Genomic DNA, 14,281 nt, shown 5'->3' with positions numbered 1-14,281 from the left:
AGGGGACGGACGACAGCGGCCGGACGGGGCGACAGCGGCAGGGGACGGACGACAGCAGCAGGGGACGGACGACAGCCACCGAACGGATGGCAGCCGCCGGAGGACCGTCAGGACGCGGCGGTCGGGGCCTCGATCGGGACGCCCGCGAACGGGATCGCCGACGCCGCTGTGTCCCTCTCCCCCGCCGGGTGCCGCCACAGGCCGCGGCGGCGTAGTTCGGGGAGTACGCCTTCGCCGAACCAGTACGCCTCCTCGAGGTGCGGATAGCCGGAGAGGATGAACTCCTCGATGCCGAGCGCCGCGTACTCCTCGATCCGGTCGGCGACCTCGACATGGCTGCCGACCAGCGCTGTTCCGGCGCCGCCGCGGACCAGGCCGACGCCGGCCCACAGGTTCGGCGAGACGGTCAGGCCGTCGCGGTTGCCGCCGTGCAGGTCCAGCATCCGCCGCTGGCCCTCGGACTCGCTGCGCCGCAGCCCGGCCTGCACCTTCGCGATGTCGTCGGAGGAGATGTTGCGCAGGAGCCGCGCCGCCTCGGCCCAGGCCGCGTCCGCGGTGTCGCGGGTGATCACGTGCAGCCGGATGCCGAACCGCATGTCCGGCTTCAGGGTCCGGATCCAGGCCAGCTTCTCGGCCACCTGCGCGGGCGGCTCACCCCAGGTCAGATAGACGTCGGCGTGCGACGCCGCGACCGGGCCGGCCGCCTTGGACGATCCTCCGAAGTAGATCGCCGGGGGCGATGACGGGACCCGGGCCAGCCGGGCGTCCTCGACCTTCAGATGAGAGCCTTCGAACGTCACCGTCTCGCCGCGCAGGAGCCGGTTGACGATGCCGAGGAACTCGCCGGTACGCGCATACCGCGCGTCCTTGTCGAGGAAGTCACCGAACTGGCGCTGCTCGTGCGACTCCCCGCCGGTCACCACGTTGAGCAGCAGCCGGCCGCCGGAGAGCCGCTGGAACGTGGACGACATCTGCGCGGCGAGCGTTGGTGAGATCAGCCCGGGGCGGAACGCGACGAGGAACTTGAGCCGCTCGGTCACCTCGGTGAGCATCGCGGTGGTCAGCCACGCGTCCTCGCACCAGGCGCCGGTCGGGGTGAGCGCGCCGACGAACCCGAGTTGCTCGGCGCTGCGTGCGATCTGGCCGAGATATCCGATGGTCAGCGGGCGCACGCCGCCGGCCGAACCGACCGGCGTGCCGTGCCCGCCGCCGACGATGTCGCGGCTGTCGCCGTTGGTGGGCAGGAACCAGTGAAACTCCATGGACCGCAGCATACCCACAATTCCTACTTAGCCTATAGGCTGCACTAATGAACGAGGGTGACTACGACGACAGCCGGCTGCGGGACTTCCAGGCCGGCCACACGCGCGGCTTCTCCCGTCGCGATCTGCTGATGCTCAGCGCGGCGATAGGTGTCGGCGCGACGGCCCTCCCCGAACCGGCGACCGCGACGGCCCTCCCCGAACCCGCGAGCACGGCCGGGAACGCACCCGCGAGCACGGCCGCGAACGCACCCACGAGCCCGGCCGCGAACGCACCCGCAAACACGGCCGCGAACGCACCCGCGTTCGCCGCCGGCCCGATCGTCAAACCCCTGCCGCCGGAGCTGTTCACGGTGTTCGGCACCAACGCCGAGACCCGCTGGTCGGCGCTGAAGGACCAGGGCTACTACGTGCCGATCGACCGGTTCTTCGTCCGCAACCACACCAGCACGCCGATCATCGACCCGGCCACCTGGAGCCTGGAGGTCTCCGGCTCGGGGCTGCGCGGCGAGGGCGCGCAGTTCAGCCTGCGCGACCTCAAGAGGCTGCCGAGCGAGACCCGGGCGGTCGCCGTCGAGTGCGCCGGCAACGGCCGCAGCTACTACACCAGGCAGCAGGGCCAGACCGTCTCCGGCACCGCCTGGGGCCTGGGCGCGGTCGGTGTGGCCCGCTGGCGGGGTGTAAGGCTGTCGACCGTCCTGCGCAGGGCCGGGCTCAGCCGCCACGCCGTCGACGTGCAGCCGACCGGCCTGGACGCCAACTTCGTCAGCGGTGGTGTCGACCTCGGGCCGGTGCGGCGCCCGTTCCCGATTCGCAAGGCGCTCGACGACGTGCTCCTGGCGTACGAGATGAACGACGAACCGCTGCCGCCCGACCACGGCGCCCCGCTCCGCGTGCTGGTGCCCGGCTGGATCGGCATCGCCTCGATCAAGTGGGTGGGCCGCATCGAGGTCTCCGCCGAGCCGCTCTTCTCCCCGTGGAACACGCAGTTCTACCGGCTGTTCGGCGAGGGCTACCCGGTCGACGGCCTGCCCTTCGACCGTCAGGTGATCAAGAGCGCGTTCGAGCTCGACCCGGGCGCGACCTTCCCCGCCGGGGTGCGCACCCGCCTGACCGGCCGCTCCTGGTCGGCGAACGGGCCGATCAGGAAGGTGGAGGTGAGCACCGACAGCGGCGCGTCCTGGCGGCGGGCCCGGCCGTACGGCGCCACCCCGGGCGGCGTCTGGCAGCGCTGGGAGCTGGACTGGACACCCGCCGCCGGCGAGCATGTCCTGCTCGCGCGGGCCACCGACGTGCACGGCGGCACCCAGCCGGACACGGCCCGGCACAACACTCTCGGATACCTGTTCGACGCGGTGGTCAAAGTGCCGGTAACCGCCCGGTGAGCCTGATGGTGAAGCCGCCGGCCCCCCGGTCCAGAGCCACGTGGTCGCAGAGCAGGTGGGACAGCCACAGCCCGTGGCCGGCGGTCGGGAGCAGTCCCGCGTACGGGTCGACCGGCCCGGGCCCCTCGTCGGTCACCGACACCACCACCCGGCCGGAGCCCTGCCACGCCCGCAGCCGCACCCTGCCCTGACCATGCTGGCGGGCATTCGTGACCGCCTCGCTGACGGCCAGCAGCAGCTCGTCGAGCGGCTCCGGCCGGATCCCCCGCACCGCCGAACGCGCCTCGCCCAGGGACGGGTCGGTCAGCTCGATCAGCGGTGCGGCGTACTGCAACGGGTCGGCGGGCACCGGCCGGTGCTCGGTGAGGAACACGCCCGGGTCGGTGTAGCCGGTGTTGGTCGCGTACCGGCCGCCGGGCAGGAAGCTGTGCGGGTGGGTACGCCGCACGTCGCTGAGCACCCCGGCCGGTGTGACCCGCATGTCGTAGACGCACATGCTCCAGATCGGGAACTCGTCGTACACGTCGTTGACCGCCGCCTCGTACCGCGCCCACCAGTCCCATGTGGAGCCCAGCGCCTCGCGCGGCAGCTCACCCAGGATCCGGATGCGCGGCGCCCCACCGGCGACGTGCCCGGCGAACAGCTCCCGGTAGCGCAGGATCGCCGCCGCCGGACGGGCGTAGACCGAGCCGTCGGCCAGGAACGTCACGCCGCCGCCGGGTGGCAGGGCGGCCCGGATCAGGTCGGCGGTGCACCGGCTCAGCGTCACCAGGGTCGGCTCGCCGGACGCGATCCCGCCCAGCAGGAACGGCACCACGACCGAGAGCAGTTGCTCGGCGGAGTCGTAGCAGACGGCGTCGTGCCGGTGGCCCTTCATGCGACCGCCTCGACGCGCAGGCTGGTGAGCGCGAGGGCCTCGGCCATCGGCGCCACGGTCCGCAGGCGGGTCCGTATCACCAGGGTCAGGCACCGGCGCTCGGCGTGCCGCTGCAGCCCGATCAGGCACCGGTGGGTGATGAACGCCAGCCCGGTGGCGTGTATGACGATCTCGCCGTCGGCCGGGCGCAGGTCGGCGCGCTCGAACAGGGACAGGAACAGGTCCTCGGCGGCGGCGTCCACCTCGCCGGCGAGCACGGTCTCGGCCGAGGTGCGCCCGGCGTGCAGCTGGAACGGCACCTGGGCGGCGTTCGAGCTCGCATGTACGCAGGCCAGTTCGGTGACGGCCCGCTCGCCGAGCTCGGCCCGGTCGTAGACGCAGACCGCCTGCAACGGCGCGGTGCGCATGTAGCGGCCGATCGCGTACTCGTACCGGACGAACGCGTCGAGCCGCTGCCGGGTGCGGACCATCGCGGTGCCGTCGCCGACCACACGCAGCCCGGTGAACCCGGCCGCGACGGCGTCCTCGGTGGCGCTCACGTACGCCGCCATCTGGGCGGCCGGGTCGAACGGCTGGTCCGGGCGGTAGACCTCGAGCGGGTCGAGCACCCGGACGGTGCCCTCGGGCCAGGCGGGGGCCTCGTCGAGCAGCCAGCCGACGACACCGTTGGAGCGGGGCCCGGGTACGTACCAGACCCGCTCGCCGGCCTCCAGGCCGGCGTGCAGGAACGACCGCGCGTGCGCGACGAACGCCTGATGATCGTCGTATGACCAGCAGGTGTGCGTCATGGCCCAAGGGTGCCACCGGGGCAGCGCGGGATGGCGAGGCGTCGCCCGTCCGGGGGAACAGATAGGGTGAGGCGCCGACCCAGGGAGCGTGCATGCCGTCGCGAAGGCCCAAACCCACGTCGAGCGACGTGGCGGCGGCCGCGGGGGTGTCGCGGTCGGCGGTCTCGTTCGCCTTCAACAACCCGCAGCGGATCTCGGCGGCCACCCGGACCCGGATCCTCGAGGCCGCTCAGCAGCTCAACTACGTGCCCAGCACCCTCGGGCGGATGCTGCAGGCCGGCACCACCAACTCGATCGGCGTGCTGCTGCCGCAGCGGCTGGCCCGGGTCCTGGAGAACCCGTACTACTCACGGTTCCTGATGGGCGCCGGCCAGGTGTGCGACCAGGAGGGCTACACGCTGCTGCTGACGCCGCCGCTGCAGGACTCGGTGCTCAAGGCGATTCCGTACGCGGCGGTCGACGGCTTCATCGTCTGCGGCCTGGAGAAGGACCGCGGCGAGGTGGCCGAACTGGACCGTCGCGGCATCCCGTTCGTGCTGATCGACAGCGACCGGCACGAGGGCGCGCCGAGTGTCGAGGTGGACGACCGGGGTGGTGCCCGCGAGGTGGCCCGGCATCTGCTCGAACTCGGGCACCGGCGGCTCGCGGTGCTGTCCATCGGCGCCGAGCGGCAGGCGCTGGCCCGGGGCAGTTACGGCCCGCTCGCCCGCCGGCTGGCCGGGATCGGCGACGCGCTGGCCGAGGTGGGCCTGAGCCTGGCCGACGTGCGGCTGGCCGAGGTGCCGGTGACCCGCACCGACGGTTATCGGGCGGCGCGCGAGCTGATGGCCGAGGGCGAGACACCGACGGCGATCCTCGCGCTCTCCGACGTCCTCGCGTACGGCGCGGTCGACGCCCTGCAGGAGCTCGGTGTCGACGTGCCGGGGCAGGTGTCGGTGACCGGCTTCGACGACCTGGCCGAGTCCGCGTGGTTCCGGCCGCGGCTGACGACCGTGCGGCAGCCGATCGTCACGAAGGGCCGGATCGCCGCGGACTTCCTCGTCTCGGCGATCCGCGGCGAGGACCAGCACCCGCACCAGACTCTCGGGACGACGCTGATCGTCCGGGATTCCACCGCAAAAGCGGCATAACGGCGCGTTGCAAGAACTTGCAGAAAGAAAGCAACGCGCAGGTCTGTAACACGAGTTAGTTGCCTGCTACCTTTTCCGCTCATGACAGATGCACTGATCGCACCGCCCGCCGTGGAGGCGCCGCCCGCATCCTGGTGGCGCAACGCGGTCATCTACCAGATCTACCCGCGCAGCTTCGCCGACTCGAACGGCGACGGCATCGGCGACCTGCCCGGCATCACCGGCCGGCTGCCGTACCTGCGGGACCTGGGAGTGGACGCGGTCTGGCTCTCCCCGTTCTACGCCTCCCCCCAGGCGGACGCGGGCTACGACGTCGCCGACTACCGGACGGTCGACCCGATCTTCGGCACCGTCGCCGACGCCTCCGAGCTGATCACCGGCGCGCACGCCCTCGGCCTGCGCGTCATCGTCGACCTCGTGCCCAACCACTCGTCGGACCAGCACGAGTGGTTCCGCAAGGCGATCGCCGGCGGCCCCGGCTCGCCGTTCCGCGAGCGCTACCACTTCCGCGCGGGCAAGGGCGAGAACGGCGAGCTGCCGCCGAACGACTGGCCGTCCATCTTCGGCGGACCGGCCTGGACTCGCGTCGAGGACGGCGAGTGGTACCTGCACCTGTTCGCCCCCGAGCAGCCGGACTTCAACTGGGAGCACCCGGCGGTCCGCGACGAGTTCAAGACCATCCTGCGGTTCTGGCTCGACCTGGGCGTCGACGGCTTCCGCGTCGACGTGGCGCACGGCCTGGTCAAGGAGGACGGCCTGCCGGACGTCGGCTCGGACGCCGAGTGGCACCTGCTGGGCGTCGGCGAGAGCCCGTGCTTCGACCGTGACGGCGTGCACGAGATCTACCGCGACTGGCGCCGGATCCTCGACGAGTACCCCGGCGAGCGCATCGCCGTGGCCGAGGCGTGGGCGCCGAACCTGGCCCGGGTATCGCACTACGTCCGCGCCGACGAGCTGCACCAAGCGTTCAACTTCAGCTACCTGGGCACCGCGTGGAACGTCCACGAGCAGCGGCAGATGATCGACGACTCGCTGGCCGCGATGCGTACCGTCGGCGCGCCGACCACCTGGACGCTGTCCAACCACGACGTGGTCCGGCACACCACCCGTCTCATGCAGACCGCCGACGGCGAGGTGGCCGGCCGCAAGGCGGTGGCTGTCGACGAGACGGCCGGCCTGCGCCGGGCCCGCGCCGCGTCCGCGCTGATGCTGGCGCTGCCCGGCTCGGCGTACCTCTACCAGGGTGAGGAGCTCGGCCTGCCCGAGGTGCTCGACCTGCCGCCGGAGGTGCGCCAGGACCCGGCGTTCCACCGGGCCACCGGCCAGGACGGTTACCGCGACGGCTGCCGGGTGCCGATCCCGTGGAGCGGCACGGTCGCCCCGTACGGCTTCGGCCCGGACGGTGGCGGCAGCTGGCTGCCGCAGCCGGCCTCGTGGGCCGGGCTCAGCGTGACCGCGCAGGCCGGCGTCGAGGGCTCCACGCTGGAGCTCTACCGCGCCGCCCTGCGGATCCGCAAGACGAACCCGGCGCTACAGCCGACCGACAACCTGGAGTGGATCAGCGCACCCGCCGGGGTGCTCGCCTTCGAGCGCGGGACGGGCTTCCGCTGCACCGTCAACATGGGCCCGGAGCCGGTCGCGATCGGCCGCCCCGGCGAGCTGCTGCTGGCCAGCGGCCCGGTCGACGGCACACCGGACGACGTCGTGCTGCCGCCGGACACCACGGTCTGGTGGGCGATCTGAAAACAGCGTCCCGGCCACCCCAGGACGGTGGGGGTGGCCGGGCACCGTCCTGATCGGACTTTCCCGGGCGGCGTATGCTTCCCGCTTATGACCGACAGCGACGCCGCGAAGCTCGACACCAGCGTCCCGCACTCCGCGCGGGTCTGGAACTACTGGCTGGGCGGCAAGGACAACTACCAGGTGGACCGGCAGGTCGGCGACGACTTCGCCAACCTCTACCCGGACATCACCGTGGTGGCCCGCCAGTCGCGGGCGTTCCTCAAGCGCGCGGTCACCCATCTGGCCGCCGACGCCGGCATCCGCCAGTTCCTCGACGTCGGCACCGGCATGCCCACCGCGGAGAACACCCACCAGGTCGCCCAGGCCGCCGCGCCCGCGTCGCGGATCGTCTACGTCGACAACGACCCGCTGGTCCTGGTGCACGCGCGGGCCCTGCTCACCGGCACCCCCGAGGGCGCCACCGAGTACATCGACGCCAGCCTGCACGAGCCCGACAAGATCATCGCCGCGGCACGCAACATCCTGAACCTCGACGAGCCCGTCGGCCTCATCCTGATGAACATTCTCGGCCACGTCCCCAACCTCGACGAGGCCGTCACGATCGTGCGCACGCTGCTCGGCGCGCTACCCTCCGGCAGCTACCTGGTCACCGCCGACGGCACCAACGTCCTCGACGGCCCGGCCTTCGAGGAGGCCATCGGCGTCTGGAACGCCAACGCGCCCCTCTCCTACCATCTGCGCCACCCCGACCAGCTCGCCCGCTACCTCGAAGGCCTCGAGGTCCTCGAGCCGGGCCTGGTCCCGTGCGCCCAGTGGCGACCCTCCCCCGACGCCGAACCGGACGAACTCCGCCCGGTCGACGAGTTCGGCGCCGTCGGCCGCAAACCCTGATTTCGGTCAGGCTGGGCGACTTTCCTCCGCTTCTTCTTTGCTACGCGCGATCAACACAGTCCCCATAGCCCGAGGCGGACCGGCCGGGAGCTCCCTCCCTGCCGTCCCCCGCCGCCGGCCCATGCGTGCCGGCGGCGATCAGCTCATGTCGATCGCGAGTGCTTCCTCCCGTACCTCTTCCTGGGAATGCTCCCGGAGCCGCAGCAGGCGCACTTGCCAGGCTTCCGCCCAGCCGAACCCCGCACCGGCCCGGACCAGCGCCGCCGCGAGCAACCCACCCGCGAGATCGCCGCGCCCGGCCAGAGCGTCGATCACCGGGCCCAGCCTCTCCTGCTCACCCGGCAGCTCCCGCATCCGGCCGCCGGCCCGCTCGGCCGCACGCACCGCCAGGACCGGCCGCCCCGCGCACAGGTCGGCCACGGTGTCCAGATTGTCCAGCCGGCCCAGCCCGATCAGCGTGACGACCGCGACCGCCGCACAGTCCGGCCGGTCCGCGAGCCGGCGCACCGCACCGGCCGCCACGCCCCGATCAATTCCGGCCGGTGCGTTGCGCGACCAGGTCACCGCCGCCCGCGCCAGAGCCTCGATGCGCCGCCGCGCCGGGCGGTCCGACCCGGGACCGCCGGGATCGCCGTCGTTCGCGTCGCGCTCGGTCAGCCGCTCGAACGCCTCCCGCAGACCGCCGCCGCGCAGCGCCTGCAACAGCCGGGTGATCTCGCCGGCCTCCGGCTCCTCGCCGAGATCGGTGAACCGGTCGACGACCGGCCCGGTCAGGTCACCCGTCCACGCCGCCCAGTCCGGCACCCGCTGCCAGGCCGCGCGACGGACCTCGCGGTCGTCCGAGCGACAGGCGGCGACGATCAGCGCGGCATAGCGGGCCCGATGGCGTTCGGCGATCAGATACGGCCATGCGGCGAGGACGCTGCGCTGTTCCTCGCGGCTGCCGGCACGGGCCGCGTCGAGGATCGCCCAGCTCGCGTCGTGCTGCAGGCTCTGCCGGGCGGCGGAGACGATCGCCGCGCGCACGTCGCGGTGCGCGGCCGGATCGGCGTACGCCGCCAGCAGCCCGCTCATCGCCGACGCCGGGCCGAACCGCGCGAGCAGCCGCGCCGCCTCCTTCTTGCTGGTCACCCTGGCCGGGCCGGTCAGCACCGGGAGCAGCAGTTCCGGCAGCAGCGACGGCCGGACCCAGGACGCCGCGCGGCCCGCCGCATAGAGCGCCACCCGCGCCCGGTCGTCACCGGCGTGCCCGAGCAGCACCGGCAGCGCCTCGTCCGGCCGGTCCGTCCAGATCAGCGCGCCGAGCGCCGCCTCCGCGACCACCACGTCCGGCGAGCCGACGTGACGCAGCACGAACTCCCGGCCGGCCGCACCGACCTCCGCGGCCGCCGAGACCGCCGACGCGATCAGCCGAACGTCCCGACCCGCGCCCCGGCCCGCGCCTCCACCCGCGTCCCGGGCCCGCAGCTCCTGCAGCGCGACGAACCGCTCCTGCTGGCGTGGGAGCCAACGGTCCGCGTACACCGCATAGCTCGGCACCCACCGCACCCCGGCCTGCACGAACCGGCCCTCCACCGGCTCGCCGAGCACCCGGTCCAGCAGGTCGGTACGCCGCCGGCACACCACCCGCCACACCACGCTGTTCGTCACCGCGCTCAGGTCCGCCGCGAGCACCTCCCCGGCCCGCTGGTCCCGCCCGCGCGGCGCCTCCAGCCAGTAGCCGATCGCCTGGCTCGCCACCCCCGGCAGCGTCCCCGGCCCGATCGCCCGGCGCAGCAGCTCCTGCAGTCCCGGCAGCGCCCAGGCGCGCCGCCCGAGCGCGCGGGTCAGCGCGAACAGCGGCCCGTACCACCCGCGCCGCATGCCGCGCTCCACCCACTCGCGGAGCCGCTCGAAGACCATCGTCTCCTGCCCGCGGCGCAGCACCGTGTCGAAGCCGCGCAGCACCGGCACCGTACTGGTGGTACTGACCAGGTCGATGGTGAGCAGGGCCCAGTCGGTCAGGGCCGGGTCGTCGACGTGATGCCGCAGCGTGTCGGCCGCGAGCCGGCTGAGAGCGGTCGTGGTGGCGGCGGACGCGTCCCGCGCCTCGACAGCGTCGGTGGTCAGCCGGGCGAGCCGCGGCGCCGACTCCGCTGTCAGCAGCCCGGCCAGGGCGGACAGGGCGGTGAGGGCCGCGGAGCGTACCGGGTCCTGCTCGTTGCGCAGCCGCCCGAGCAACTCCAGCACCTCGGCCACCGCGCGCGGGTCCCGCGACCGGCGTGCCGCGTCGACGAGCAGGCGGTACCCGTCGGCTCGCTCACCGGCGTCACCCGAGGCGAGCGTGGCGGTCAGCGCGGCCTTCGCGTCCGGCCAGGCGAGGTAGGCGCTCCACTGCCGGACCTTCGCCTCCTGCTCGATGATGTCGGGCAGTGTCAGCAGCCGGGCCGCCTCGCGGATCCGGATCGCCGCCGGCAGCGCCTCCATCACCTCGACCGCCGGAATCAGCGTCTTCGTGTCCACGTCAGACATGGCCGCGTCGTAGATCTCGCCGCGCCGCGCCGGCGCCAGGACCGCGAGCAGGGCGGACAGGCTGCGGTTGCGCCGCACCCGGCGGGCGATCGGCGCGAGCTCGTCGGTGCTCAGGCAGGCGAGGCGGCGCAGCAGAGCGTTCGGCAACTTCGTGTACGCGAGCCAGCCGGCCCTGTCCGGGTGGGTCAGCAGACGTGCCACCCTGCCCGGGTCGTGCGCGGCGAGCCGGGCGTAGTCGTCGAGCCGCCCCGGCAGCATGTTCTCCGGGCCGTGGCGCTCCAGCAGGTCCAGCACCCCGCCCGGGTCACAGCTCAGGACGGCGTGGCTGGTGCGGCCCCAGATGGTCAGCCGGTCCTCCGGGCGGGCCGCTTCGAGGCGTTCCGCCACCCGCCGCAGCACCTCGGCGGGGTGGCTCCTGGTCAGGGCGGCCAGGTTCACCCGGTGTTCCAGGGCGGGCAGGAGCTCTCGTACCGTGCCGGGTCCGCAGGCCGCGAGCAACCCGGCGGCCTCTCCGTCCCCGAACCGCTCCCGGACCTCCCCGATCATCGCCTCCGCCGCGTCCGGCGCCCGCATTCCGCGCACGGTGCGGTAGATCAACCGGCGCTCCCGAGCAGAGACGTCCTCCGGCAGCCGGGTGATCAGCCCGCGCCGGACAGCGGCCCGCAGCGCGGCCGCGCGAATCGCCGGGCGCGGGTCACGGGCGGCCTCCTCGATGCCCGCCGTGTCCCCGATGACCATGGAGGCGGTCAGGGCGAGCTGCCGTTCGTAGGTCTCCCCGGTCCGCAGGTCGGCGCAGACGCGGGCGGTGTCGGGCGAGGTTCGTGCCCAGGTGGCAAGGTGGCGCATCCGCTCCCGGTACGAGAGCGGGTCCAGCGCCGCGAGGAGGTCCCTGGTCGCATCGATCATGCTGACGATTGTGCCGGGCGCCGCACCCGACGGGGCGGGTTGTCAGGCGAGGGCCTCCGCCCGGTCCCGGATGGCGTGGCCTATCTCGGCCCGGAGGGCGGCGAACTCCGGCAGTCCACGCAGTTCGTCCGGGGCCAGGCCGGTGCGGGGCAGGTCGATCCGGAGGTCCAGGGCGATCTGGCCGGGGCGGGGCGTGAGGACCACGACGCGGCTGCCGAGGAAGACGGCCTCGTCGACGCTGTGGGTGACGAAGATGCTGGTGCGGCCGGTTTCGGCGCTCACCCGGCGCAGATCCTCCTGGAGGCGTTCGCGGGTGAGGGCGTCGAGGGCCGCGAACGGCTCGTCGAGCAGCAGCAGCGGGTTGTCGACGGCCAGGGCGCGGGCGATCGCCACCCGCTGCTGCTGGCCGCCGGAGATTTGCCAGGTGCGGCGATGAGCCACGTCGTGCAGGCCCACCTGAGCCAGCAGCTGATCGATTCGCGCAGAGGTAGCCGGAATACCCGCATATTTCAGGGCGAGCGCTACGTTGCCGCCGACCGTCTTCCACGGGAACAGGCGTGGCTGCTGGAAGACCAGCCCGGCGCCCTTGCCGGGCACCGGGGGCGCGCCGGCCGCGAGCACCGAGCCCGCGGCCGGCTGCTCGAAGCCGGCGATCAGGCGCAGCAGGGTGCTCTTGCCGCAGCCGGAGGCGCCGACCAGCACGAGGAACTCCCCCGCCGGGACGGTCAGGTCGACCGGCCCGACGGCGGTGACGTCGCCATAGGAGTGCGAGACGTCCGAGAGGACGACGGCGTCAGCCGAGGACACCGGGTAGCCCCTTCACGTAGATGGACTGCTTGACCTGGTCCAGCGTGGGAACCGCGTCGATCTTCTGCTGGGACTTGAGGAACTCGGCGGCGCTGACCAGGTTGTCGGCGAGCTTGCCGACGTTGCCCTCGGTGCCCAGCCACTCCGGCGAGGAGACGTCGGCCGGCTTGAGGAAGACGCCCTGCTTCAGCTGGTTGAGCGCCTCGTCGGGGCTGAGGTTGAGCTCGGCACCGACGGCCTTGGACGCGGCGGCCGGGTCGGTGGCGATGATGTCCAGTGCCTGCGCCTCCACCTTGCGCCACGCGTCGACCGCCTCCGGGTGCGCGGTCGCGAAGTCGGTCGAGACCACGCCGAGGTCGAGGGTCGGCTTGCCGCCGGCGGCCAGTTCGCGGCTGGTGACGAGGACCTTGCCGGTCTTCTTCAGCTCGTCGAGGGAGGGCAGCCAGGAGTACGCGGCATCCAGGTCGCCACGGGTCCACGCGGCCAGGATGTCCTGCGGCTCCAGGTCCACGACGGTCAGCTCGGACTCCTTCACGCCGGCCTTGTCGAGGGCGGCGAGCAGGCTGTAGTGGGCGGTCGACGCGAACGGCGTGGCGACCTTCTTTCCTCGCAGCGAGGCCACGTCGGTGACACCGCTGCCGTTGCGGGCCACCAGGGCCTCGTTGTCACCGGCCACGTCCAGCACGAACGCCACCTGGTACGGGATGTTCAGCGGCGCGGACAGTCCACGGGCCACCGGGCTGGAGCCGATCGCGGCGATGTCCAGGCTCTTGGCCACGAACGCGGTGTTGATGCTCGCGCCGGAGTCGAACTTCGTCCAGGTGATCCGGTAGTCCGGCAGCGCCTTCTCGAGCAGCCCCTGGTTCTTGACGATCAGGTCGCCGCTGGGGAACGCCTGGTACGCGATCCGGATGGTCTTCTCCTCCGGGTCAGGGCCACCGCTCGCGGCGCCGTTCCCGCAGGCAGCGGTCGAGGCGACCACAACGGCCAACACAACAGACAGTGCTCTTCTCACAGTTTTTCCTTAGGAACGGCCGCGCCACGGGATCAGCCGGTCCTCGGCTGTCCGCAGTGCGGCGTCGATGAGCAGGCCCGAGAGGCCGATGGCGAACAGTCCGAGCACGACCACGTCGGTCTGGGAGTAGCGCTGGGCGTCGCGGACCATGCCGCCGATGCCGGGCACGCCGTTGATGGTCTCGGCGGCGACGACCGAGGAGTACGCGACACCGACCGCGATCCGGATCCCCGTGAAGATCTCGGGCAGCCCGGCGGGGAGCACGACGTCGCGGATCGTCTGCCAGCGACCGGCGCCCAGTGCCCGGGCCGCCTCGACGAGACCGGTGGGCGCGCCCTGCACGGCGGTGGCGGTGGCGACCGCGACCGGCGGCAGCGCGGCGATCGAGAGCAGCCACAGCTTCGGGGTCTCGTCGATGCCGAACCAGATGATGAACAGGCTGAAGTAGGCGAGCGGCGGCAGCGCCCGGACGAACGTGACCACCGGCTCGGTGACCACACGCAGCCAGCCGATGGTGCCCATGAGCACACCGATGACCAGGCCGCCGGCGATGCCGATCACCGAGCCGACGACGATCCGGCGCAGGCTCACGCCGAGGTGCTCGATGAGCAGGTGGCCGCTGTATCCGCGTACGCCGTCGTGCGTGGTCGAGGTGACGATCAGCTGATGCCAGACCGCCGAGGGTGCGGGAATGAAGGTCGGGTTGCGCATGACCCGCGCGGTGATCTCCCAGAGGAGATACAGCACGAGCAGCGCGAGAAGGCGCAGCGCGACGCGGCGGCGCAGGCCGCCGCCGGGCGCGAGCGCGGCGGCGTTGCCGGCCTGCCGACCGGCGGCGCGGCCGGTCGGCGGCGCGGGGGCGACGGAGGTGGTCAAGGAAACTCCAGGCAGAGGTACGCGTGAATGCCTGCTATTCCTATCGCATCTATGGGGTTACTGGCAATACCGTCCCACCTGGCGGTTCGT

Annotated in this window: 11 protein-coding genes; 4 read left to right on the top strand and 7 right to left on the bottom strand. The window is 72.7% G+C overall.

Annotated features, from left to right (window positions below; genetic code table 11):
* Window positions 1-107: 107 nt before the first annotated feature.
* Window positions 108-1,262, bottom strand: coding sequence for an LLM class flavin-dependent oxidoreductase (locus AB0M02_RS35085; RefSeq protein ID WP_364234961.1), 1,155 nt, complete (start codon window positions 1,260-1,262; stop codon window positions 108-110).
* A gap of 47 nt (window positions 1,263-1,309) precedes the next feature.
* Here AB0M02_RS35085 and AB0M02_RS35080 point away from each other — a divergent pair, with 47 nt between their 5' ends.
* Entirely contained in the window at window positions 1,310-2,647 is a 1,338-nt protein-coding gene (locus AB0M02_RS35080; RefSeq protein ID WP_364234958.1) for a sulfite oxidase, read from the top strand.
* Here AB0M02_RS35080 and AB0M02_RS35075 read toward each other — a convergent pair.
* Together AB0M02_RS35075 and AB0M02_RS35070 are read right to left on the bottom strand one after the other, a co-directional pair.
* On the bottom strand, window positions 2,622-3,524 hold the full coding sequence (locus tag AB0M02_RS35075; RefSeq protein ID WP_364234956.1) for a sensor histidine kinase: 903 nt from the start codon (window positions 3,522-3,524) through the stop codon (window positions 2,622-2,624). The genes AB0M02_RS35080 and AB0M02_RS35075 overlap by 26 nt on opposite strands.
* Window positions 3,521-4,312: an MEDS domain-containing protein gene (locus AB0M02_RS35070; RefSeq protein ID WP_364234954.1), complete on the bottom strand. Its 792-nt coding sequence runs from the start codon at window positions 4,310-4,312 to the stop codon at window positions 3,521-3,523. Before AB0M02_RS35070 ends, AB0M02_RS35075 begins: the two co-directional genes overlap by 4 nt.
* Window positions 4,313-4,404: 92 nt before the next feature.
* Between AB0M02_RS35070 and AB0M02_RS35065 the strand changes: the two genes are divergently transcribed.
* From AB0M02_RS35065 to AB0M02_RS35055, 3 genes are all read left to right on the top strand, one after another.
* Window positions 4,405-5,442 carry a LacI family DNA-binding transcriptional regulator gene (locus AB0M02_RS35065; RefSeq protein WP_364234951.1) on the top strand — a complete coding sequence of 346 codons (1,038 nt, stop codon included), beginning with the start codon at window positions 4,405-4,407 and terminating at the stop codon, window positions 5,440-5,442.
* An 81-nt stretch (window positions 5,443-5,523) separates the two neighbouring features.
* Entirely contained in the window at window positions 5,524-7,185 is a 1,662-nt protein-coding gene (locus AB0M02_RS35060) for a glycoside hydrolase family 13 protein (RefSeq protein ID WP_364234949.1), read from the top strand.
* Window positions 7,186-7,272: 87 nt separating this feature from the next.
* On the top strand, window positions 7,273-8,076 hold the full coding sequence (locus tag AB0M02_RS35055) for an SAM-dependent methyltransferase (RefSeq protein WP_364234946.1): 804 nt from the start codon (window positions 7,273-7,275) through the stop codon (window positions 8,074-8,076).
* Between the two features lie 138 nt (window positions 8,077-8,214).
* Here the strand turns inward: AB0M02_RS35055 and AB0M02_RS35050 are convergent, their stop codons facing one another.
* From AB0M02_RS35050 to AB0M02_RS35035, 4 genes are read right to left on the bottom strand one after another with little or no spacing between them, the layout of a single operon-like run.
* On the bottom strand, window positions 8,215-11,493 hold the full coding sequence (locus AB0M02_RS35050) for a hypothetical protein (RefSeq protein WP_364234943.1): 3,279 nt from the start codon (window positions 11,491-11,493) through the stop codon (window positions 8,215-8,217).
* Between the two features lie 42 nt (window positions 11,494-11,535).
* Window positions 11,536-12,300 carry an ABC transporter ATP-binding protein gene (locus tag AB0M02_RS35045; RefSeq protein ID WP_364234941.1) on the bottom strand — a complete coding sequence of 255 codons (765 nt, stop codon included), beginning with the start codon at window positions 12,298-12,300 and terminating at the stop codon, window positions 11,536-11,538.
* Window positions 12,287-13,294 (bottom strand): glycine betaine ABC transporter substrate-binding protein, encoded by a 1,008-nt coding sequence (locus AB0M02_RS35040; RefSeq protein ID WP_364235303.1) that lies wholly within the window; start codon window positions 13,292-13,294, stop codon window positions 12,287-12,289. The genes AB0M02_RS35045 and AB0M02_RS35040 overlap by 14 nt, the downstream gene beginning before the upstream one ends.
* Before the next feature lie 30 nt (window positions 13,295-13,324).
* Window positions 13,325-14,191 (bottom strand): ABC transporter permease, encoded by an 867-nt coding sequence (locus AB0M02_RS35035; RefSeq protein ID WP_364234938.1) that lies wholly within the window; start codon window positions 14,189-14,191, stop codon window positions 13,325-13,327.
* Window positions 14,192-14,281: the final 90 nt, after the last annotated feature.

Origin of the sequence: Actinoplanes sp. NPDC051861 (assembly GCF_040681145.1) — a bacterium.
Taxonomy (GTDB): domain Bacteria; phylum Actinomycetota; class Actinomycetes; order Mycobacteriales; family Micromonosporaceae; genus Actinoplanes.
Note: the sequence above shows the minus strand (reverse complement) of the source record. Positions and strands in the feature narration are given on the sequence as shown.

Bases quoted from the DNA above. Each gene is read 5' to 3' on its own strand.
- AB0M02_RS35055 (WP_364234946.1), top strand. From the start codon at position 7,273: ATGACCGACAGCGACGCCGCGAAGCTCGACACCAGCGTCCCGCACTCC.
- AB0M02_RS35070 (WP_364234954.1), bottom strand. From the start codon at position 4,312: ATGACGCACACCTGCTGGTCATACGACGATCATCAGGCGTTCGTCGCG.
- AB0M02_RS35050 (WP_364234943.1), bottom strand. From the start codon at position 11,493: ATGATCGATGCGACCAGGGACCTCCTCGCGGCGCTGGACCCGCTCTCG.
- AB0M02_RS35060 (WP_364234949.1), top strand. From the start codon at position 5,524: ATGACAGATGCACTGATCGCACCGCCCGCCGTGGAGGCGCCGCCCGCA.
- AB0M02_RS35075 (WP_364234956.1), bottom strand. From the start codon at position 3,524: ATGAAGGGCCACCGGCACGACGCCGTCTGCTACGACTCCGCCGAGCAA.
- AB0M02_RS35085 (WP_364234961.1), bottom strand. From the start codon at position 1,262: ATGGAGTTTCACTGGTTCCTGCCCACCAACGGCGACAGCCGCGACATC.
- AB0M02_RS35065 (WP_364234951.1), top strand. From the start codon at position 4,405: ATGCCGTCGCGAAGGCCCAAACCCACGTCGAGCGACGTGGCGGCGGCC.
- AB0M02_RS35080 (WP_364234958.1), top strand. From the start codon at position 1,310: ATGAACGAGGGTGACTACGACGACAGCCGGCTGCGGGACTTCCAGGCC.